Genomic DNA, 20226 nt, shown 5'->3' on the forward strand with positions numbered 1-20226 from the left:
CATGTCCGCCTCGAAGACCCCCCTGCTGAACCGCCTACATGGTGCCCAGGGGTTGTCCCCCAGCCAACGCCAGATCGCCGACTGCCTCATCGCCCACATGAACGAGGCGGCCCTCTGGGGCGTGGAGGAGCTGGCCGCCAAGTCGCAGACCTGCGTGGCCACCGTGGTGCGGTTCGCGAAGAAGCTGGATTACTCCGGCTATCTGGAGATGCGGAAGGCCCTCGTCAGCGTCGCCAAGAAGCACTACGGCCGCGGCGAGCAGCTTCTGCAGGCCCCCCGGCAGGCTTCCGCCACCCTCCTGGAGGTCGCCCGGCGCGATGTGCGGAACATCGAAACCCTCGTCCAGGCCGTGAACGAGGACCTCCTCCAGCGCGTGGTGAAGCAGCTGAAGGGCAGCCGCATCCGCGTGGCCATCGGGGATGGCGTCTCGGCCCTCATGGCCCGGCAGCTGGCCTACCTCCTGATCAACACCGGGCTGCCGGTGGTGGAGGGCAACCCCGCCGATTTCGCCACCCAGGTGGGGATGCTCGATGCCAGGGATCTGCTCATCGCCATCAGCATCACCCCCTACACGCAGGAGACCCTCGACGCCGCCGCCTATGCCCGCAAGCGGGGCATTCCGGTCCTGGTGTTCACGGACAGCCTCAACTCGCCCCTGGCCAAGTCGGCCACCCTGGCCCTGCCCATTCCCGGCGAGAACCTCCTGTTCTCCCACAGCGTGACGGCCTTCGGCGTCCTGGCCCACGCCATCGCCACCTCCATCGCCAGCCAGGCCCCGCAGAAGGCCCTGAGCAAGCTGCGCGAGGTCGAACGGGTCGCCCAGCGGAAGTTCGCCAAGACCTGAGGCCCCCTCGGTCGCTTGAACCCTCCCGGATCCTCGTCTGGCGGCGGGAGGTCAGCGGCCTGCAGGGTCGATGAAAAAAAACTTGACTCGCATTTAGCAAAAGCATTACTTTTTCGTCACCAATCCAAAACTTTTCGGGAGGCGTGATGGCTAGAGGCTCTGGCAATTCCAGATTCAGTGCGCTCGTCCTGGCACTGGTGGCGTGTCCCGCGGCCCTGATCGGCCAGAGCACCACCAGTTCGGCCCTCACGGGCACGATCCTGGATCAGAACGGCAAGCCCATCCAGGGGGCCGTGGTGCGCGTGACTTCCGAGTCGCTGATCGGCGGCAGCCGGACGGCGGTCAGCTCCGAGAACGGACGCTACCGCATCCCGATCCTCCCTCCGGGGCGCTACGCGATGACGGTGGAGGCCAAGGGCTTCCCCACCCGGAAGGCCGAGGAGGTCGCCGAGCTCGGCAAGACCACCGTGGTGGACTTCAGGCTGTCCCCCGAGGCTTCGGCGGTGGTCGAGGTGGTGGGGCGGTCCGGCGCCGAGGAGATGGTTTCCACGACGACCCGGAACTTCAAGGCCGAGGACATCGAGAACCTGCCCATCAAGCGCGACATCGCCGCCATCGCCGCCCTCACGCCGGGCGTCAACCTGACCGTCAGCTCCGGCGCGCGGGTGTCCGCCTCCGGGTTCGGCGGTGATCGCGACAACGCCAACGCCTACCTGATCAACGGCATCAATGTGGGCGATTCCTCCGCCGGCCAGGCCTGGGTGCAGGTCAACCCGGACTGGTTCGAGGAGGTCCAGATCGGCGGCGTCGGCGCCGGCGCGGAGTTCGGCGGATTCTCCGGCGCCTACTTCAACGGCATGATCAAGAAGGGCGGCAACCAGTTCTCCGGGTCCCTGGCGGGCTACTACCAGAAGGACAGCTGGAGCGCGAACCGCAATGTGGCGGATCCCTCCTTGCCCGACATCATCGTCCGGAAGGTGGGCGACACGGCCTCCGACCTCGCCCTGAACATCGGCGGTCCCATCATCAAGGACAAGCTCTGGTACTTCTTCTCCATCGAGGCGATCTCCATCGAGCGCACGCCCGTGGGAAGCCCCGTCTCCGAGAAGCGCTCCACGCCCCGGGCCATGGCCAATGTGACCCTGCAGGCGACGCCCACGGCGACCCTCTCCCTGTTCCTGGACTACGACACGGTGCAGACCGACCACCGCGGCGCCAGCCGCACCCTGGCGGCCGAGGCCACCCGCAAGCAGGACGGCCCGAACTTCACCTTCGGCCTCGAGTGGCTGCAGGCCCTGAACAGCAACATGGTGCTGACCCTCCGGGCCAGCGGCTACGACGGCATCGACGACCACAAGGCCTACAACGGCGAATCGTACTCGCTCTATGTCGACGGAGGCGTGCCCGCGAACGCCGCCATCCCGGGCTACGCGAAATACTTCGGCTTCGACCAGATGAACAACGCCTACCAGTCCTTCGAGAACTCCCGCAGCCGCCTGGGTCTGCTGGCCTCCCTCGACTGGTACATTCCCGCCGGCAACGGATCCCACGCCCTGAAGTTCGGCCTCGACATCGACCGCGCCAAGGACAAGGAAAAGGCCTGGTATCCCGGCGGCATCTCCCTGAATGCCATCGCGGATGGGGACACGGTCTACACCGACTATGTCCAGGTGGGTGGCGGCTACGACTTCGACACCAAGCTGGAGCGCAACACCTTCTATGTGCAGGATGTGTGGACCGTCAACGACCAGCTGATCCTGCGCCCCGGCCTCCGCTTCGAGGAATTCAAGGGCGGGGACCTGTGGAAGACCACCACACTGGCGCCCCGCTTCGGATTCACCTGGACGCCCAACGCCTCCAAGACCCTGGCCCTCAAGGGCCACATCGGCCGCTACTACGACGGGCTCTCCGGCGCCAACTACGACCGCGCGATCCCCGGTGCCTACCCCCTGGAGAAGCGTTACTGGTGGCCGAACTACGATGACGCCCAGGTGCTCAGCCTGACCAACCTCGGCAATCCGCTCGCCGATGTGCCGCTGCCCACCTTCACGCCGGACAACTACCGCAACGGCGTCTCGGAGCAGAGCACCCTCGATCCGAACATCAAGCACCCCTACTTCGACGAGATCCAGTTCGCCGTGGAGCAGCGCCTCGGCAAGAACTGGACGGCGGCGGCCAGCTATGTGCGCCGGAACGGAAAGGATCTGCTGGCCCGCTACGACCGGCTGCCCCTGTCCGCCTCCACCACCTCGGTGATCAATCCCCTGACCAGCCAGACCCTGACCTTCCAGCGGCCCGGCGTCAACGCGGACGGCACCCACGACTACTACATCACCAACGATCCAGACGCCAAGCGCACCTACTCGGCCACCACCTTCTCCCTGGACGGGCGCTTCACGCCGAACTGGGACATGTCCTTCAGCGTCACCAAGGCCAGCAACAAGGGCAACCTCCTGAAGTCGAACGGGTACTCCTCGGGCCGGGAGTGGGTCGGCACGATGTACAACAGCGACGGCTACCTGCCCGGGTTCAACGACGACGAGCTCAAGCTGCGGACCTCGTACAAGGCCCCCTGGGGAACGCGGTTCAACGCCAGCTTCGTCTACCTCAGCGGCCTCCACTACACCCGGTACATGCAGACCTCCCGCCTGGGCAACCGCGAGCGCTACTACATCAACATCGAGCCGCTCGGGGCCAGCACCTACGACGCCCGGCGCCTGCTCGACCTCCGCGTGTCCCACAAGTTCAGCCTCGGCGGCAAGCGTGCGCTCGAGCTGTTCGGCGATGTGTTCAATGTGCTGAACGACGCGGCCGTGACCTCCCGCGGCGAGCGCTACGGCAGCGCCTACTACGGCATGGTCCTCGACCAGGAGCCGCCCCGGACCTTCCGTCTGGGCGCCAAGCTCCTATTCTGATCCTTCGGACGGCCAGCACGGGATTCAAGCGGCGGGGCGCGTGGACAACCGCCCCGCCGCTGTGTGATGGGATGGAACCATGAACCGACTTCTTCTCGCCCTCGCCTTCGCCCTGTCCAGCTCGATCCTGGCGGCCGGGGGCCCGGTCCCGGCTCCCCCGGCCCCAGCTCCCAAGGGCACCCTCGTCATCGTCGGCGGCGGCGGCATGCCCGCGGTGATCCTCGAGGCCTTCCTGCAGGCCTCCGGGGGAAGGGGTGGGGTGGTGGGCATCGTGCCGACCTCCACCAGCGATCCCGACGGCGCCCTCCGGGAGTGGAAGGCCGACCTGGAGCAGGCGGGGCTCACCATGGTCCCCCTCGACATCCGCACGCGGGAGGATGCCTCGGATCCGGCCCTCCTCGACCGCGCCCGGCGCTGCACCGGCTTCTGGTTCTCAGGGGGGGACCAGAACCTCGTGGGCGACAAGATCGTGGGCACCCCGTTCCAGCAGCTCGTGCTCGCCCGCTATGCGGCCGGGGCCGGCGTGGGCGGCACCAGCGCCGGCGCCGCCATCATGTCGAAGGTGATGCTCACGGGCGAGGACCGGAACGGCAAAGAGGCCCTCACGGAATTCGGCCCCGGGGCCTACCGCACCCGGGAGGGCATGGGGTTCCTGCCGGAGCGGGTGGTCGTGGATCAGCACTTCCTGCGCCGGGGTCGGGAGAACCGCCTCTTCAGCCTCATCATGGAGCGCCGCGACCACCTGGGCCTCGGCATCGACGAGGCCACGGCCCTGGTGGTGAAGGCCGGAAAGGCCGTGGTCCTGGGCGAGCGGGCAGTGATGGTCTTCGACCCTTCGGACATGACCGCCGATGGATCCTCCTTCTGGGACCTCCGCATCCACCTCCTCCGCCCGGGACAGGCCATCGACCTGGCCACGCGCAAGGTCTACCAGCGATGACCGGCGCGGGCTTCTTGCGTTCCGTTCCGGTTCTCCTGCTGCTCGCGCTGCCGGGGCTCGCCGGGTCCCTTCAGGCGCCCTTCCCGAAAGACCACCGGACCCTGCGCCGGACGGTGACCTATGGGGAGATGGTGGCGTTTCTCGAACGCGCGGCCAAGCCGGGCTTCATCACCGTCAGCGAGGAGGGCCAGAGCACCCAGGGCCGCAAGCTCCTGCTGGTCCGGCTCAACCGGGGCGGCGCCAAGGCCCGCTTCCGGGTGTTCTTCTACGCCCAGCAGCATGGGGACGAGGTGGCGGGCAAGGACGCCCTGCTCACCCTGGTGCGCGACCTGGCCGAGCGCCCCGACCTCCTCCCGGAGGATGTGGACCTCTACCTGATGCCCATGCTCAACCCCGACGGGGCCGAAGCCCACCAGCGGGTCAACGGGGCGGGGGCAGACCTGAACCGCGACCACCTTCTCCTGGCCCAGCCCGAAACCCGCACCCTCCACCGGGTGGCGCGCCGCATCCGGCCGCACCTCGCCGTGGACGGCCACGAGTTCGGCCGGGACGGCGAAAGCTACACCGCCAAGGGCTGGGAGGCCTGGCCCATCATCACCATGGATGCGGCGAACCATCCCCTGATCCCGCCGTACCTCAAGACCTCTGGGCTGGCGGCCGTGGCCTCCGCCGCGCCCCTCCAGGAAAAGGCCGGACACCCCTACGCCCGCTACAGCGTGGGCGGGCCGCCTCCCGACGAGGAGATCCGGCCCTCCACCCCGGAGGTGGACGACGGCCGCAACGGCATGGGCACGCTGGGGGCCCTCTCCTTCATCATCGAAGCCGGCGTCCGCCACCGCGCCGCCGATCCCCAGGCCGACCTGGGCGAGCGGGTGGACGGCTACCGCATCCTCTACCGCCACCTGCTCGGCGACCGGGCCTGGCGCGACCGGGTGCGGGCGCTTTCGGAGCGGGCCCGCCGGGAGCCCCTGCCCCCCTTCATCGCCACCAATGTCTTCTGGGCCAACCTCGGCGGCCAGACCCGGTCCCTGCCGGTCCGGGAAGTGGCCACCGGCCGCACGGTGGAGGTGCCCACCGCCAACGCCATGACCGATCTCGTGGTGAAGGGCAGCGTGCCCACCCCCAGGGCCTACGCCATCGAGCCCGCGGCCGCCGCGCGCTTCATCCCGGTGCTGGAGGCCCAGGGCCTGCGCTGGGAGACCCTGGCCGCGCCCCGCCGGGCGCCGGGGGAACGGGTCCGCCTGCTCCGTCTCGAAGCACCCTACGACGACCTGTACCAGCGGTACAAGGACCGCCAGATCGTCCAGCGCCAGTCCCTTTCGGAGCTCGATCTGCCCGCGGGAACGCTCATCGTCCCCCTCGACCAGGACCTGGCCCGGCGGGCCATCCAGGTGCTCGAGCCCTGCCTGCTCTATGGCCTCTACGGCTATCCCGGCTTCCGCGACCTGGCGGTCCCCGGTGCCGACCTGCCCGTCTCCCGTCTCTTCTGAACCCGCTGCCGGCCGCGCGGCCCGGTTGGAGTCCCCATGCTGCTCCTGATCAAGAATGCCGATGTCTACGCTCCGGAACCCGGAGGGCGCTGCGACCTGCTCATCGGAGGCGGGAAGATCCTGCTCATGGAGCCGGACATCCGCATCCCCAGGAAGCACTGCGAGGTGGTGGACGCCCGGAACTTCAAGGCGGTGCCGGGCTTCATCGACGGCCATGTGCACATCATGGGCGGAGGGGGCGAAGGGGGGTTCGCCACCCGGACGCCGGACCTGCCCCTCACCGACGCCATCTTTGGCGGCGTCACCACCGTGGTGGGCTGCCTGGGCACGGACGGCTACACGCGGAACATGGCGGGCCTGCTGGCCAAGGCCAAGGGGCTGGAAGAGGAGGGCCTCAGCACCTTCGTCTATTCGGGATCCTACGGCCTGCCCCTGCGCACCCTCATGCCCTCCCTCGAGGAGGATCTCCTCTTCATCGACAAGGTCATCGGCGCCGGTGAGGTGGCCCTCTCCGACCACCGCTCTAGCCAACCCACCTTCGAGGCCTTCGCCCAGGTGGTGGCCATGGCGCGACGGGGCGGCATGCTCTCCGGCAAGGCGGGCATCGTCAATGTCCACCTGGGCGACGGGGCCCGGGGCCTCGACTTCCTGCGGCGCATCCTCGCCGAGACCGAGCTGGCCGCCACCCAGATGTGGCCCACCCACATCAACCGCAACCCTCGTCTCTTCGAGGAGGGCATCGCCTACGCCAAGGGCGGCGGGTTCGTGGACTTCACCACCTCCACCCTGCCCTCGTACCTCGAGGACGGCGAGATCCCCTGCGCCAAGGCCCTGCGCCGCATGCTGGAGGCCGGCGTGGATCCCGGCCAGATCACTTTCACCTCCGACGGCCAGGGCAGCCTGCCGGACTGGGACCCCAGCGGCCGCCTGCAGGAGATCTCCGTAGGCCGGGTCACCTCCCTGTTCCCCGCCGTGCGGCAGGCCGTGATGGAGGAGGGCATCGCCCTCGAGACCGCCCTCCGCATGGTCACCGCCAATCCGGCCCGCATCCTCAAGCTCCGGGCCAAGGGGAGGCTCGCGGTCGGCATGGACGCGGACCTGGTCCTGCTCGACCCCAGGGACCTGGAGATCCGCACCGTGGTGGCCAAGGGCCGGCTCCTCATGAAGGGCGGGCGCCTCCTGGCCAAGGGGATGTTCCAGTGAACGCCCGGGAACGCGGCGCCCGCCCGAAGCCTTCGGCGCCGACGCCAGCGCCTTCCGCGGGGCTGAAGATGCCCCACACCCTCGTGATCGTGGGGGCCCTCATCGTGCTGGTGCTGATCCTCTCCTGGATCGTGCCCTCGGGCGAATTCCAGCGCATCGAGAAGGTGCTGCCGGACGGCGGCCGCCTGAAGGTGCCCGTGGATGGCACCTTCCAGCGGCTCCCCAAGACCTACCTGGGCCTGCAGACCCTCTTCCTCGCCCCCATCAAGGGCTTCCTGGACGGCGCGGGGCTGATCTCCTTCCTGCTCATCATCGGGGGCAGCTTCGCCATCTTCCAGGAGACCGGCGCCGTGGAGCAGGGCATCAAGCGGCTCATGGTCCATGTGCGGCGCCACCCGGTGCTCGAGATGTTCTTCATCCCGGTGCTGATGACCGTGTTCTCGCTGGCTGGGGCCGTGTTCGGCATGGCGGAGGAGCTGATCCCCTTCATCGTCATCTTCATCGCGCTCTCCCGCGCGCTGGGCTACGACTCCATCGTCGGCACCGCCATCCCCTTCCTGGGGGCCGCGGCGGGCTTCGCCTGCGCCTTCTTCAACCCCTTCACCGTGGGGGTGGCCCAGGGCATCGCGGGGGTTCCCATCTACTCGGGCCTGGCCTACCGGGTGGGGGCCTGGGTGGTGGCGACCGGCGTGGTCATCGCCTATGTGATGATCTACGCCACCAAGATCAAGCGGAACCCGGAGCTGAGCCCGGTGCGCGACATCGACCTGGCCCGCGTCTCCACCGCCCCCGCGGGAAGTGGGGACGCCTGGAACGCCACCCACATCCTCGCCCTCCTCACCTTCCTCGGCGCCCTGGTCCTGCTGGTCTGGGGTGTCTTGAAATACCAGTGGTACCTGGAGGCCATCGCGGCCCTGTTCCTGGGCATGGGCATCCTCATCGGGCTCATCAGCCGCATGGGACCCAGCGACATCGCGAAGCACTTCGTGGCCGGGGCCAAGGACATGGTGGGCGTGGTGTTCATCGTGGCCTGCGCCCGGGCCCTGCTGGTCATCGCCAACGACGCGCGGATCATGGACACCCTGCTGCTCTACGGCTCCACTGCCATCCGCGTGCTGCCCGCCGCCCTCACCGCCCAGGTGATGTTCCTGGTGCAGTGCGTCATCAACTTCTTCATCCACTCCGGCACCTCGCAGGCCGCCCTCACCATGCCCGTGCTGGCCCCCCTGTCGGACCTCGTGGGCATCACGCGCCAGACCTGCGTGTACAGCTTCGCCCTGTCCGAGCTCATCAACCCGATCCTGCCCACCAGCGCCGTGACCATGGGGGTGCTGGGCGCCGCGAAGATCCCCTGGGAACGGTGGGCCCGCTGGTTCCTGCCCCTCATGCTCATCCTCGTGGTGCTCGCCTTCCTGCTGCTGGTGCCGCCCACCCTGCTGTTCCACTGGGGCCCCGTGTGAGGCGTTCCCTCGCCCTTCTCGCCCTGCTGGGGAGTGCCCTCCTCGCCCAGGGCCCGGAGGGGGACTTCGTCCGCGCCCGGCGTCCCGAGCCCCTGCCCCCCGGCCTTCAAGCCGCGGTGGACGATCTGGATGCGTCCCGCCTCACCCGGCACATGGCCTTCCTCACAGATCCCCGGCGGGAGGGCCGCGGCCTCGGCACCCGGGGCCTGGAGGCCACCGCCCGCTACCTCGCGAGCCAGCTGAAGGCGGCGGGCATCCCTCCCGCAGGGGCCTCCTACTTCCAGACCGTGCCCCTGCGCGAGGTGCGGCCGGAACCCGGCGCCGTGCACCTGGTCCTTCATTCCCCGGCGGCTTCCAGAACCTTGGTCTTCCAGGGCGGCCAGGCGGCCGTGCTGCCGCCTACGGAGCCCGGCACGCTCGAGGGCTCCCTGGTCTTCGCCGGCTACGGCATCCAGGAACCCGCCCTGGGTCATGACGACTTCCGGGGCCTCGAGGTGCGGGGCAAGGTGGTGGTCTTCCGGGCCGGCTGCCCGCCCGGCGCGGCCTGGCAGAAGCCGGAGCTCACGGCGAAGTACGCCTCCGAGCGGCCGGCGGATCGCTACGACAGCCGGCTGGCCCTGCTGGAGAAGCTGGGCGCCCGGGCCGCCATCGCCCTGGAGGAAGATCTGGAGCGCCGGCTGGCCGAAGGCCAGGAACCCGCCCGGCCCTACTTCCTCGCGGAGCCTGGTGCCCCGGCTCCCGGCGAACCGCCCCTGGCGCGGGTGGCGCTGACGGCGGAGCTCCGCGCCCTCCTCGCCCCCGGCCTCCAAGGCACGGCCACCCTCGTCACGCGCGGCCGGGTCCGGACCTTCCGATCCTTCAATGTGCTCGGGAAGCTCCCCGGATCGGACCCGGCGCTGCGCCCGGAGGCCGTCGTCCTGGGTGCCCACATGGACCACCTCGGCCTGCAGGACGGCCGGCTGCATCCCGGCGCGGACGACAATGCCTCGGGCGTGGCGGCCCTGCTGGAGCTGGCCCGGTCCATCGCCGCGCGGCCGGTGCGGCCCCGGCGCACCCTCCTGTTCGCCTTCTGGACCGGCGAGGAGGAGGGCAAGTTCGGGTCGGGCCACTACACCCGCCACCCCGCGTGGCCGCTGGCCCGGACGAAGGCCTACCTGAACCTGGACATGATCGCCCACCCCTGGACGCCGGCGGAGCTCGACGCCCTGGCTGCCGGGTCGGGACTGAAGGATCCCAGGGCCTTCTTCGATGGGCTCGATCCCGCCCACTTCGCGGAGCCGGGCCTCTCCCCGGGACCTGGGGACCTGGGCCCGGTGCTCGCCCGGGCCGGCCGCGGCATGGGCATGTCGCTGCACCTGGACTGGACGGACGGCCGCAGCGGCGGCAGCGACTACCGCGACTTCGCCCGCCTCGGCGTGCCCTTCGTCCGTTTCTTCGGGAGCTACTTTCCCGGCTACCACCAGCCCTCGGACACCCTGGATCGCCTGGATCCCGGGCAGGTGCGCCGCATGGGCCGGCTGGTCCTGGCCACGGCCTGGCTGCTGGCGGACCGTCCGTGATTTTTATCCGGATTTTATTGACGCATCTTTAAACCCGGATAAAAATAGGGTTCTCTTGAACGGAACCCCATGGACGATCGGCTCCTGACCCCTTGCACTGCCTTCGACGGCCCCCGCCGGATAACCGCCGGGCCTTTGCGGAGCGTGGCCTTGCGGGTGAAGACGCACCTGGAGACCCATGCCACGGGATCGGTCCTGGTGTTCGATGACGAGACCGGCCGCGTGGTGGACCTGGATACCCGGGGAACGCCCGAGGAGGTGGTGGCGCGCCTGTCCCCGGTCGCACCGCCCCAGCCCGGCGAACCGCGTGGACGGGGACGGCCGAAGCTCGGTGTCGTGGCCCGCGAGGTCACCCTGCTCCCCCGGCACTGGGACTGGCTGAACGCCCAGCCCGGAGGCGCTTCGGTCACCTTGCGGAAGCTGGTGGAAGAGGCGCGCCGGATCGGCGGTGCCGGCGAAGGCAAACGCCAGGCCCAGGACCGCGCCTACCGGTTCATGTCGGCGCTGGGAGGGGACGAACCGGGCTATGAAGAGGCGCTCCGCGCCCTGTACGCCGCGGACCGGGCCGCCTTCCTGGCGCACACGCAGGCCTGGCCGGTGGATGTGCGGGACCACGCACGCGCGCTGGCCCAGCCGGCATTCCCTGAGGGCACCTCCAACCCATGAGCGAAACCTTCGATCGGAAAGCGGCGCTCCGCGCCTACAAGGCCCGCAGGCCCCGCCCGGGCATCTACGCGGTGCGCCACCTGGAGACGGGCCGGGCCTGGGCCGACGCGAGCCCGAACCTCGACACCACCCGGAACGGCCTGTGGCTCCGGCTCCAGCAGGGGCGCCACCTGGACCGGGACCTGCAGGCGGCGTGGAACCGATGGGGCGAGGCCGCCTTCGACTATGTGATCCTCGAGGCCCTCGAAGAGGAGATGAGCCCCCTGGTGCTCAAGGAGACCCTCAAGGCCAAGCGGGCTGAATGGATCGCCCTCCTGGCCGCGACTGGCGAAGAACCCCTCAGGGAAGGTCGACCTCCGCATACCACCCCTTGCTGACGATCTTCGTCCCGTAGGGTTCGGACAGTCTCTGCATCAGGGCGATGATCTCGCCGCCCCGCCTGGTGCCCGCCAGCTTCGGCACGCCGTAGAGGGGGCCCTCGTCGTCGATGGTGATGGGCAGGAGCTGGATCCGCTTCAGCTTGCCCAGGCTCAGGGTCAGGCGGACCATCACGGTCTCCATGACCTCGCGGGAGTCGCGCCGGTCCCACACGGAGCCGTTGGGCACCTTGGGCATCTCGATGTCGCGCTGGTGGATGAGGTCCACGGGGATCCGGTCCGGGGTGCGGTACTGGTAGATGAAGTCGCCGAGGCTGTAGAAGATGGGCCTCCCCTTGTGGATCTCGATGCCCCGGAGCACATGGGGGCCCGTACCGATCACGAAGTCCGCCCCGGCCTCGATGGCGCGGCGGAACATGATCTCCTCGTTGGGCGGCGTCCGGTCCTGGATGCCGTAGGCGCGATGGTGGGTCACATCGTGGTTGTGGAGGGACACCAGCAGGACATCCGACCGGCGCTTGGCCAGGAGCACATCGTCCTCCATGGCCTTCACATCCGATTCCAGCGGGCCTTCCGCCTTCTCCACCTTGCCGTCCTTCGCCACCAGGATCACGGCCGGATCGATGGTCGCCAGGGAGGGACCGCTGGGGTCCTTGGTCCGGTACTTGGCGGTCCAGTACCGCATGTAGGAGAGCAGGGCGACGGAGGTCTTGTGCCCGGCCACTTCCGTCCGGCCCGGCGCGCGGGCCTCCGCCAGCGTGGTGCCCGCGCCGGCGTGCGTGATGTTGGCGTGATCCAGGGCCTGCAGGCATTCCCTCAACCCTTCGGGGCCGAAATCCAGCGCGTGGTTGTTGGCCATGCTCACGAGGTTGATGCCCGTGCGCGCCAGCTCCCAGCGGAAGTCCCGCCCCGCCCTGAAGTTGTAGAAGGGACGCTGGAGATCCGGCCGGTCGTTGAGCGAGAACTCCATGTTCCCGTAGGCGAGGTCGGCCTCCTGCATGAGGCGGAAGAGGCCCGCGCGATCGGGATCGGCGAGGTGGCTGATGGGCTGGTTGAAGATCATGTCGCCCACCGCCGTGATGACCAGGTCACCCGGTTCCTCCTTCAGGAGCTCCCCGATCCGCCCCGGCCAGTCGATCCGCTCGGCGGGTTCCCTCGGCTGGATGCGGCGCTGATACACGGAGCGGGGATCGTCCTTGGCCACCGCCGGGGGCGGAGCCGTCTGCGCCAACCCCTCACGGGCGCCCGCACCGGCAGCCAGCGCCAGCAGCGCGGCGGCCAGGGGCCGGTTCCGATGGGAGATGCCCGTCCTGGCCATGGTGCCTCCTGAGGTTGGGTGATATGCGCAATTTTGTTTCATTTGGTGAATATTTGCAAAGTATTCCGAGCATATTTGGGGCCCTGGCGGAGCGGCTTATCCTGGTGCGATGACCACCCACCCGGACGACTGGAACCGCCTCTACCAGGACGAGGGACGCCCCGGCTGGGACATGGATGGGGCCACGCCCCTGGTGGCGGAGCTGCTGGACCTGGCTCTCCCCCGGGGCCTGAAGGCGGGTGGAGAGATCGTGGTGCCCGGGTGCGGCTACGGCCACGATGCGGCCGAGCTGGAGGCCCGCGGCTTCGCCGTCACGGGACTCGATTTCGCCCCCTTGGCCATCCAGGGCGCCAGGCAGCGCTACGGCGACCGCGTGGCCTGGTCCCTGGCGGACTGGTTCACGACCCATCTCGGCCCCTGGCACGCGATCTTCGACCACACCTGCTTCGTGGCCATGGATCCCGCGCGGCGGCCCGCCTATGTGGATGCCTGCGCGGCGCACCTGAACCCGAACGGCCTGTGGCTGGCCGTGCTTTTCCACGATGTGAAGGGTCGGCCGGGCCCGCCTCACGCCATCGCCATGGAGGACATGCGGCGCCTCGCCGAAGCCCGCTTCGAGGTGCTGCACCTGGCGGAGGCCGCTTCCAGCCACCCGCGCCGGGCGGGCCGGGAGTTCTTGCTGGTGGCAAGACGCCGGTCGGAATGAGCCCTGCCCCCAGCCGGGACCATGACCTAGAATGGGTCCATACCCCCCGGAGTGACCATGCGTGCGAAAGCCCTCCTTTCCCTGCTATGCCTCTCTTCCGTGGCGCTGACGGCCCAGGATGTCGTGCGCCTCGGCAACCTGAAGTTCGCCCACTACGGCGCCGTGTCCTACATGAAGGAGCTGGCCCCGAAGTACCGCCTGAAGGTCGAGGAGCGGATGTTCGCCAAGGGCATCGACATCAACCCCGCCATCGTGGCGGGTGAGATCGACGCCAGCGCCGCGGCCCTCGACGCCGCCATCGCGGGCCGGGCCGCCGGCGTGCCCATCGTCGTCGTCGCAGGTTTCGCCAGGGGCGGCGCCCGCATCGTGGTCGGGGCGAACTCCGGCATCCGCTCGCTGAAGGATCTCAAGGGCAAGAAGGTGGGCGTGGCCCGGGGCGGGGCCCAGGAGCTGCTGCTGCTGGCGGAGCTGGCCAAGGCCGGGCTCACCTGGTCGGACAAGCCGGGCAAGGATGTGCTCGTGCTCTACCTCCCCTTCGCGGACCTGAACCAGGCCCTCATGGCCAAGAACATCGACGCCATGTGCCAGAGCGAGCCCTACAGCTCCCAGGCCATCAACCGGAAGTTCGGCGTGGAGCTGCTGAAGCCCTACGACACGCCCCTGGGCGAGCCCATCCGGGCCCTGGTCATCACCGAGAAGCTCTACAAGGAGCGCCGCGATGTGGCCCAGCGCTTCCTGCTCTGCTTCGTGGAGGCCACCAAGAAGTTCATCGACGAGCCCAAGGCCGCGGAGAAGTTCGTCCGCGAGGTGATGTTCAAGAACCAGATCTCCTCCGAGGACTACCAGGACGCCATCGGCAACTCTCCCTTCAGCTACGACATCACCGTCTCCCATGTGCAGGTCACCACGGACCTCATGGCCAAGTACGGCGTGGGCAAGATGGCGAACCCGCCCAAGGCCGGCGACTGGGTGAAGCTCGACCTCCTGGCCGAGGCGAAGAAGCAGCTGAAGGTGAAGTAGGCATGAAAAAATACAGGAACGCCGCCTCCGGCATCCTCGTCCCGCTGGCGGCCCTGGCCTTCTGGCAGCTGCTGTCCACCATGGGGTGGGTGAACGCGACCATCCTGCCCTCCCCCGGGCAGGTGCTCATCAAGTGGTGGGCCTACCTGCGCCCCCTGGAGGTCTTCGACCCGGCCCAGGGTTCGTACCTGAAGTGGTGCTTCTCCGGCGAGCTGATCCAGGATGCCCTCGGAAGCCTCTACCGCGTGCTGCTGGGCTTCCTCATCGGCGGCGGCCTGGCCCTGCCCCTGGGCTTGGCCATGGGGTACAGCAAGGTGGCCTACGGGCTCTTCAACCCGCTCATCCAGGTGCTGCGCCCCATCCCGCCCATCGCCTACATCCCGCTCTCCATCCTCTGGTTCGGCCTGGGCAATCCGCCGGCCGTGTTCCTCATCGCCATCGGCGCCTTCTTCCCGGTGCTGATGAACACCGTGGCCGGCGTGCAGAATGTCGACAGCATCTACCTCCGCGTGGGCCGCAACCTCGGGGCCTCGCGGCTGACGCAGTTCACCCGCATCATCCTGCCGGCAGCCACGCCCTACATCTTCACCGGCGCCCGCATCGGCATGGGCACGGCGTTCATCGTGGTGATCGTCTCCGAGATGATCGCCGTGAACAACGGCTTGGGCTACCGCATCCTGGAGGCCCGCGAGTACCTCTGGTCCGACAAGATCATCGCCGGCATGTTCACCATCGGCCTCCTGGGCCTGGGCATCGACACCCTCATGAGCCGCCTCAGCTCGCGCCTGCTGCGGTGGCATCGCGGTCTGGAGCAGGGATGACGGAAGCGGCCATGAATTCCGGAACCCACATCTCCATCCGCGGCGTGCACAAGGTCTTCCAGAGCGGAGGCCAGGATGTGTACGCGCTGAAGGCCATCGATCTGGACATCGCCCAGGGCGAGTTCGTCTGTCTGCTGGGGCCCTCCGGCTGCGGCAAATCCACCCTGCTGAACGCCGTCGCGGGCTTCAGCCTGCCCACCTCCGGCGAGATCGCGGTCGAAGGGACCGCCGTCACCGCCCCCGGCCCGGACCGCGGCATGGTCTTCCAGGAATACGCCCTGTTTCCCTGGATGACCGTGGAGCAGAACATCGCCTTCGGCCTCCAGATCAAGGGCGAGGCCAAGACCGCCATCCAGGCCAAGGTGGACGGCCTGCTGGAGCTTCTGCACCTCCAGGATTTCCGCAAGCGCTACCCCAAGGACTTGAGCGGCGGCATGCGCCAGCGCGTGGCCATCGCCCGGGTGCTAGCCCTGGATTCGCCCATCATGCTCATGGACGAGCCCTTCGGCGCCCTGGACGCCCTCACCCGGCGCAACCTGCAGGACGAACTGCTGCGCCTGTGGACCGAGCTGAGGAAGACCATCCTCTTCGTCACCCACAGCATCGAGGAGGCCCTCTACCTGGCGGACCGCACGGTGGTGATGACCTACCGCCCCGGCACCCTGAAGCGCGACCTGCGGGTGGACCTGCCCCGCCCGCGCGATGTCGCCAGCCCCGGGTTCAACGCCCTGAAGAAGGAGCTGAGCCACCTCCTGATGGAAGAGCAGAGCCGGCACAACCAGGACGAGTTCCGCGGCGCGGCGGTGGACTAGGGTCTGTTTTGAAAACAGACCCTAGGGCTGGTCGTCAGCCCTACAAGTTCAGGGGTTCAGGATTTTGATGGGCGGCTTCGAGTCCCCGGAGGCGCCGGGCCCGGACCCAGGCCCGGACTCAGACTCGGGCCCGCCCTCGCCGCGGCCCCGGGTGGCCAGCGCCACGGCCAGGGTCCAGAGCGGAGCCAGGTTCAGGTAGGGGACCGCCTCGGTGACGAACGAGGGCAGGAAGGCCCAGTGGAAGCCCACCATCACCCACATCACGACCATGGTGATCAGGTCCAGCCCCGCACCCAGGAACCAGCCCAGGGGCCCCGAAGCGTCCATGGGCACCTGGATGGCGTCCACCGCCAGGGCGATGGCCCAGGCCGCGCGGATGCGGGTTTTGCTGAGGGGCCGGAGCATGGGGGAAGTCTACGCCCCGGCAACCACCCTGCGGAAGGCGGAACTCAAGCCTCGAGGCGGATGTCCGCCAGCGCCTTCATCACCCGATCGGCACAGGCCTGATAGCGGGCGCGGCCGGTGAGCTCGGCGGGAAGCCCGGAGAAATCGACCGGCGGCCCGGCGACGAGGGTGATCCGGCCGGGCCTCGGCCATCGGGCCTCCCGGCCCCAGCACTCGAAGGCGCCGAAGATCCGGACGGGGACCACGGGCACTTCGCCCTTGGCGATGATGAACCCGATGCCCGCCTCGGCCTCCTGGAGGGTGCCATCGGGCGAGCGGGTGCCTTCCGGGAAGATGAGCACCCGGTTCCCCTCCTTGAGCAGGCCCAGGATGCGCTTCATGCTGGCGAGATCGCCCTTGCCCAGGTCCACGGGCAGCACCTGGATCCGCGGGAGCAGCCAGCCCAGGAACCCCTGGAACAGGGTCTTCCGGGCCAGGTAGTAGATGGGCTTCCGGAAGGCGGCCCCCACGGCCGCCGGATCCAGGAAGCTCACATGGTTGGCCACGATCAGGGCGCCCCCGGCTTCGGGGAGGAACTCGCGGTTCAGGGTACGGTGCCGGAAGAAGACGCGGCCGGCGAGGCGCGACAGGGTGTGGGCCAGCCAGTAGATCACGGGCCGACCGCCGTCATGGGGCCGCGAGCCTCCGTTCACCGGCGCGCCTTTCCCGTGGCCCGTTCGATGCGGACGCGGAGCACGGCCGTGCGGAAGAGGTCCTTGCCGATCTCCCGGTCCACCAGGTCGGCGTGCCCCGCGGCGAAGCGCAGGCCCAGGGCCCGCAGCGCCGCACGCTTTTCCTCGCCGTCCGTCAGCAGCTCCGCCCGGCCGAAGACGATGACGCTGGCGTAGCGGGTGGCCAGCTCCAGGGGCAGCGTCTCGGCCTGGGTGACGGCACAGTAGGACACCCTGGGGTTGAAGGCCAGGTTGGCCAGTTTGTGGCCCGCGGTGGCGCAGTGGATGATGAGGGCGCCGTCCACCACGGCGTGGTTCACAGGCACGGCGTAGGGCCAGCCGGCCTCGTCCACCGTGGCGAGAACGCCCCACTCGGCTTCCTCCAGCAGGCGCAGCGCCTCCGCGTCATCCAGGGCCCGGTCCCGCCGCCGGAGGGGGTGATGGGGTGCGCTCATGCCCGTTTCGATGCGATCCAATTGAGCGCCTCCAGGGGGGTCATCCGGTTCAGGTCCAGGGCCTCCAGCTCCGTCCTGAGGGCGTCCGGTTCCACTTCGAACAACGGCAGTGCAGGCTGGGAGGGCATGGGCGCCCGGGGCGGCGCTTCGGGCGCCTGGGCCAGCAGGCGCTGGGCCTTCTGGATGACGGTCCGCGGCAGGCCCGCCAGGCGCGCCACCTGGATGCCGTAGCTGCGGTCGGCGGGGCCCGGCGCCACGCGGTGGAGGAAGTGCAGCTGCTCCTCCCACTCCTGCACTTCCACATGGAGGTTCTGGATGCGGCTGTCGTCCGCCAGCTTCGTCATCTCGAAGTAGTGGGTCGCAAACAGCGTGCGGGGCGCGCCCCCCTTCAGATCGCGCAGGAACAGGGCGATGGCTTCGGCCAGGGCCAGGCCGTCCCGCGTGGAGGTGCCGCGGCCGATCTCGTCGAGGATCACCAGGCTGGCCGAGGTGGCCTGGTTGAGGATCCGGGCCGTTTCCGTCATCTCCACCATGAAGGTGGACTGGCCCTTGGCCAGCTGGTCCGAGGCGCCGATGCGCGTGAAGATGCGATCCACCAGCCCGAAGCGCATGAGCTCGGCGGGCACGAAGGAGCCCGCCTGGGCCAGCACCACCAGCAGGGCCGCCGTCCGCAGGAAGGTGGACTTGCCGCCCATGTTGGGGCCCGTCACCACGGCCATGGGCTGCGCCGCGCTGAACTGCAGGTCGTTGGGAATGCACTCGCGGCCGAGACGGGACTCCAGCATGGGATGCCGGCCCGCGGCCAGCGCCAGTTCCCGGTCCTCCCCCAATTCGGGGCGCGTCCAGCCCGAGAGCCGGGCCCGCTCGGCCAGCGCGGCGAGGACATCCAGCGCGGCCACGGCCCGGGCGAGGCGCGTGAGATCCGCGCGATGCTCCAGCACCAGGGCCAGCAGCCGCTGGAGCTGGACGGCTTCCAGCCGGGCCTGATCGCTCTCGGCGCTCAGCAGCCGCTGCTCGAAGGCCACGAGCTTCTCGGTGGTGAAGCGCTCGGCGTTGGCGAGCGTCTGCTTGCGCAGGAAGTGCGCCGGCACGGCACCCAGGTTGGCCTTCGTGATCTCGAAGTAGTAGCCGAACACGCGGTTGTACTTGATCTTCAGGCTCTGGATGCCGCTGGCCCGGCGCTCCTCCTCCTCGAGCTCGAGCATCACCTGCTTGGCGTCCCGGGCCAGGCGGCGCACGGTGTCCAGCTCCGCGTCCACGCCTTCGCGGATGACACCGCCCTTTTCAAGATCCAGCGGCGGGGCCTCCGCCAGACACCGCTGCAGTTCCCCGCAGAGCGGCGCGCAGAGCGGCGTGGCCTCGGGCCAGAGCTCCAGCTCGGCCACCTCGGGGGCCCAGCCTTCATCCCGGATGCGGGCGGGCAGCTTCTGGAGCACGGCGAGCCCTTCCCGCAGCTGGGCCAGTTCCGGCGGCGTGGCAAGCCCCAGGGCCACGCGGCCCAGCAGGCGGTCCAGGTCCGGCACCTGGTCCAGCAGGGCCTGGATGGGCGTGCGGCGGCGGTCCTCTGTGAGCCAGGCCACCTGGGACCAGCGGCGTTCCAGGGCGGACCGGTCCCGCAGGGGCTGTTCGAGCCAGGCCCTCAGCAGGCGCGAACCCATGCGGGTGCGGCACTGGTCCAGCAGGGCAAAGAGGGTGCCGGCGCGTCCCCCGTCCAGGCCGTTGGCGAAGACTTCGAGGTGCCGGGCGCTGGTGGCATCCAGCAGCGGGCCCGACGCGCCCAGTTCCAGGGACACCCCCTGGAGATGGGCGGGGCGGCCCTTCTGCGTGGCCTCCACATGATCGAGCAGGGCCGCCAGGGCACCGAGGGCGGCCGGGTAGGGATCCAGCCCCACACCTTCCAGGTGCTGCCAGCCGAAGAAGGCTAGCACCTGCTGCTTCGCCCGGGAGGCCTCGAAGCGCCAACCCGGCAGACGCGTGCGGGCGGCCTCCAGGTCGGGGATGTCCTCGGCCCCCTCGGCCAGAATCAGCTCCTGGGGGCTCAGCCGCTCCAGGGTGGCGCGCAGGGCCTCCTCGCCCTCGCCTGGCAGCACCCGCAGGGCGCCGGAGGCCAGCTGCAGCAGGGCCAGGCCCCAGGCCGGTCCCGTCCGGTGCAGGGCGCAGAGCCAGCGGGCGTCGTCATCCAGCCAGGTGCCGGGCGTGATGATGCGCTTGATGGCGCGGGGCAGCAGGCCCTTGACCTCCTCGGGCTTGGCCGTGGGTTCTGCGATGGCCGCAGAGAAGCCCGCCGCCAGGAGCTTGGGGAGGTACGATTCCAGCGCGAAGTGCGGCACCCCGCACATGGGCGTCTCGGATTCAGAGCCCTTGCCGCGCAAGGTGAGCGCGATCTCCAGCACCGGCGCGGCCCGGATGGCATCCTCGCCCAGGATCTCGTAGAAGTCGCCCATGCGGGTGAGCAGCACGGCCTCGCCCGCCTCGCGCTTGAGACCGGCGATCTGCTGCAGCATGGGAGTGGACATTCGGCGGGT

Annotated in this window: 18 protein-coding genes; 13 read left to right on the plus strand and 5 right to left on the minus strand. The window is 69.3% G+C overall.

Annotation, left to right across the window (positions count from 1 at the left end; translation table 11 throughout):
• Position 1: 1 nt before the first annotated feature.
• The 9 genes from QUD34_RS11930 (at position 2) to QUD34_RS11970 (ending at position 11454) form a co-directional block, all read left to right on the plus strand.
• Complete coding sequence (locus tag QUD34_RS11930; protein WP_286353932.1) at positions 2 to 844, plus strand: MurR/RpiR family transcriptional regulator; 843 nt, start codon at positions 2 to 4, stop codon at positions 842 to 844.
• A gap of 146 nt (positions 845 to 990) precedes the next feature.
• Positions 991 to 3759 carry a TonB-dependent receptor gene (locus QUD34_RS11935; protein WP_286353933.1) on the plus strand — a complete coding sequence of 923 codons (2769 nt, stop codon included), beginning with the start codon at positions 991 to 993 and terminating at the stop codon, positions 3757 to 3759.
• Between the two features lie 79 nt (positions 3760 to 3838).
• On the plus strand, positions 3839 to 4699 hold the full coding sequence (locus QUD34_RS11940) for a cyanophycinase (protein WP_286353934.1): 861 nt from the start codon (positions 3839 to 3841) through the stop codon (positions 4697 to 4699).
• A 14-nt stretch (positions 4700 to 4713) separates the two neighbouring features.
• Positions 4714 to 6189 carry a M14 family zinc carboxypeptidase gene (locus tag QUD34_RS11945; RefSeq protein ID WP_286353935.1) on the plus strand — a complete coding sequence of 492 codons (1476 nt, stop codon included), beginning with the start codon at positions 4714 to 4716 and terminating at the stop codon, positions 6187 to 6189.
• Between the two features lie 36 nt (positions 6190 to 6225).
• Entirely contained in the window at positions 6226 to 7392 is a 1167-nt protein-coding gene (gene iadA / locus QUD34_RS11950; RefSeq protein ID WP_286353936.1) for a beta-aspartyl-peptidase, read from the plus strand.
• A 68-nt stretch (positions 7393 to 7460) separates the two neighbouring features.
• Positions 7461 to 8852 (plus strand): YfcC family protein, encoded by a 1392-nt coding sequence (locus tag QUD34_RS11955; RefSeq protein WP_286353937.1) that lies wholly within the window; start codon positions 7461 to 7463, stop codon positions 8850 to 8852.
• Positions 8849 to 10411 (plus strand): M20/M25/M40 family metallo-hydrolase, encoded by a 1563-nt coding sequence (locus QUD34_RS11960; protein WP_286353938.1) that lies wholly within the window; start codon positions 8849 to 8851, stop codon positions 10409 to 10411. Before QUD34_RS11955 ends, QUD34_RS11960 begins: the two co-directional genes overlap by 4 nt.
• Before the next feature lie 69 nt (positions 10412 to 10480).
• Positions 10481 to 11077 carry a DUF2239 family protein gene (locus QUD34_RS11965; RefSeq protein ID WP_286353939.1) on the plus strand — a complete coding sequence of 199 codons (597 nt, stop codon included), beginning with the start codon at positions 10481 to 10483 and terminating at the stop codon, positions 11075 to 11077.
• Positions 11074 to 11454 (plus strand): GIY-YIG nuclease family protein, encoded by a 381-nt coding sequence (locus tag QUD34_RS11970; protein ID WP_286353940.1) that lies wholly within the window; start codon positions 11074 to 11076, stop codon positions 11452 to 11454. Before QUD34_RS11965 ends, QUD34_RS11970 begins: the two co-directional genes overlap by 4 nt.
• Here QUD34_RS11970 and QUD34_RS11975 read toward each other — a convergent pair.
• Positions 11417 to 12772: a CapA family protein gene (locus tag QUD34_RS11975; protein ID WP_286353941.1), complete on the minus strand. Its 1356-nt coding sequence runs from the start codon at positions 12770 to 12772 to the stop codon at positions 11417 to 11419. The two genes, QUD34_RS11970 and QUD34_RS11975, sit on opposite strands and share 38 nt — an antisense overlap.
• Positions 12773 to 12881: 109 nt before the next feature.
• On the opposite strand from QUD34_RS11975, the gene QUD34_RS11980 reads away from it, so the two are divergent.
• Genes QUD34_RS11980 through QUD34_RS11995 form a run of 4 tightly spaced genes read left to right on the plus strand, consistent with a single transcriptional unit; the run spans position 12882 to position 16131 of the window.
• Positions 12882 to 13478 (plus strand): methyltransferase domain-containing protein, encoded by a 597-nt coding sequence (locus QUD34_RS11980; RefSeq protein ID WP_286353942.1) that lies wholly within the window; start codon positions 12882 to 12884, stop codon positions 13476 to 13478.
• 57 nt (positions 13479 to 13535) lie between these two features.
• Positions 13536 to 14498, plus strand: coding sequence for an ABC transporter substrate-binding protein (locus QUD34_RS11985; RefSeq protein WP_286353943.1), 963 nt, complete (start codon positions 13536 to 13538; stop codon positions 14496 to 14498).
• A 2-nt stretch (positions 14499 to 14500) separates the two neighbouring features.
• On the plus strand, positions 14501 to 15319 hold the full coding sequence (locus QUD34_RS11990; protein ID WP_286353944.1) for an ABC transporter permease: 819 nt from the start codon (positions 14501 to 14503) through the stop codon (positions 15317 to 15319).
• An 11-nt stretch (positions 15320 to 15330) separates the two neighbouring features.
• The gene (locus QUD34_RS11995) at positions 15331 to 16131 is read left to right on the plus strand and encodes an ABC transporter ATP-binding protein (RefSeq protein WP_286353945.1); all 801 of its coding nucleotides are present in this window, start codon (positions 15331 to 15333) and stop codon (positions 16129 to 16131) included.
• A 48-nt stretch (positions 16132 to 16179) separates the two neighbouring features.
• On the opposite strand, the gene QUD34_RS12000 is transcribed toward QUD34_RS11995, so the two are convergent.
• From QUD34_RS12000 to mutS, 4 genes are read right to left on the minus strand one after another with little or no spacing between them, the layout of a single operon-like run.
• Positions 16180 to 16536, minus strand: a complete 357-nt coding sequence (locus QUD34_RS12000; RefSeq protein ID WP_286353946.1) for a hypothetical protein — start codon at positions 16534 to 16536, stop codon at positions 16180 to 16182.
• A 44-nt stretch (positions 16537 to 16580) separates the two neighbouring features.
• Complete coding sequence (locus QUD34_RS12005; RefSeq protein ID WP_286353947.1) at positions 16581 to 17228, minus strand: lysophospholipid acyltransferase family protein; 648 nt, start codon at positions 17226 to 17228, stop codon at positions 16581 to 16583.
• On the minus strand, positions 17225 to 17722 hold the full coding sequence (locus tag QUD34_RS12010; RefSeq protein ID WP_286353948.1) for a pyridoxamine 5'-phosphate oxidase family protein: 498 nt from the start codon (positions 17720 to 17722) through the stop codon (positions 17225 to 17227). Before QUD34_RS12010 ends, QUD34_RS12005 begins: the two co-directional genes overlap by 4 nt.
• Positions 17698 to 20217, minus strand: a complete 2520-nt coding sequence (gene mutS / locus QUD34_RS12015; protein WP_286353949.1) for a DNA mismatch repair protein MutS — start codon at positions 20215 to 20217, stop codon at positions 17698 to 17700. The genes QUD34_RS12010 and mutS overlap by 25 nt, the downstream gene beginning before the upstream one ends.
• Between the last annotated feature and the right edge of the window lie 9 nt (positions 20218 to 20226).

The organism is Geothrix oryzae (assembly GCF_030295385.1).
GTDB classification, from domain to species: Bacteria; Acidobacteriota; Holophagae; order Holophagales; family Holophagaceae; genus Geothrix; species Geothrix oryzae.

What these genes read in the sequence shown, in the direction of transcription:
- QUD34_RS11930 (WP_286353932.1), top strand. Translation starts at nt 2, where the DNA reads ATGTCCGCCTCGAAGACCCCCCTGCTGAACCGCCTACATGGTGCCCAG.
- QUD34_RS11935 (WP_286353933.1), top strand. Translation starts at nt 991, where the DNA reads ATGGCTAGAGGCTCTGGCAATTCCAGATTCAGTGCGCTCGTCCTGGCA.
- QUD34_RS11940 (WP_286353934.1), top strand. Translation starts at nt 3,839, where the DNA reads ATGAACCGACTTCTTCTCGCCCTCGCCTTCGCCCTGTCCAGCTCGATC.
- iadA (WP_286353936.1), top strand. Translation starts at nt 6,226, where the DNA reads ATGCTGCTCCTGATCAAGAATGCCGATGTCTACGCTCCGGAACCCGGA.
- QUD34_RS11955 (WP_286353937.1), top strand. Translation starts at nt 7,461, where the DNA reads ATGCCCCACACCCTCGTGATCGTGGGGGCCCTCATCGTGCTGGTGCTG.
- QUD34_RS11965 (WP_286353939.1), top strand. Translation starts at nt 10,481, where the DNA reads ATGGACGATCGGCTCCTGACCCCTTGCACTGCCTTCGACGGCCCCCGC.
- QUD34_RS11970 (WP_286353940.1), top strand. Translation starts at nt 11,074, where the DNA reads ATGAGCGAAACCTTCGATCGGAAAGCGGCGCTCCGCGCCTACAAGGCC.
- QUD34_RS11975 (WP_286353941.1), bottom strand. Translation starts at nt 12,772, where the DNA reads ATGGCCAGGACGGGCATCTCCCATCGGAACCGGCCCCTGGCCGCCGCG.
- QUD34_RS11980 (WP_286353942.1), top strand. Translation starts at nt 12,882, where the DNA reads ATGACCACCCACCCGGACGACTGGAACCGCCTCTACCAGGACGAGGGA.
- QUD34_RS11985 (WP_286353943.1), top strand. Translation starts at nt 13,536, where the DNA reads ATGCGTGCGAAAGCCCTCCTTTCCCTGCTATGCCTCTCTTCCGTGGCG.
- QUD34_RS11990 (WP_286353944.1), top strand. Translation starts at nt 14,501, where the DNA reads ATGAAAAAATACAGGAACGCCGCCTCCGGCATCCTCGTCCCGCTGGCG.
- QUD34_RS11995 (WP_286353945.1), top strand. Translation starts at nt 15,331, where the DNA reads ATGAATTCCGGAACCCACATCTCCATCCGCGGCGTGCACAAGGTCTTC.
- QUD34_RS12000 (WP_286353946.1), bottom strand. Translation starts at nt 16,536, where the DNA reads ATGCTCCGGCCCCTCAGCAAAACCCGCATCCGCGCGGCCTGGGCCATC.
- mutS (WP_286353949.1), bottom strand. Translation starts at nt 20,217, where the DNA reads ATGTCCACTCCCATGCTGCAGCAGATCGCCGGTCTCAAGCGCGAGGCG.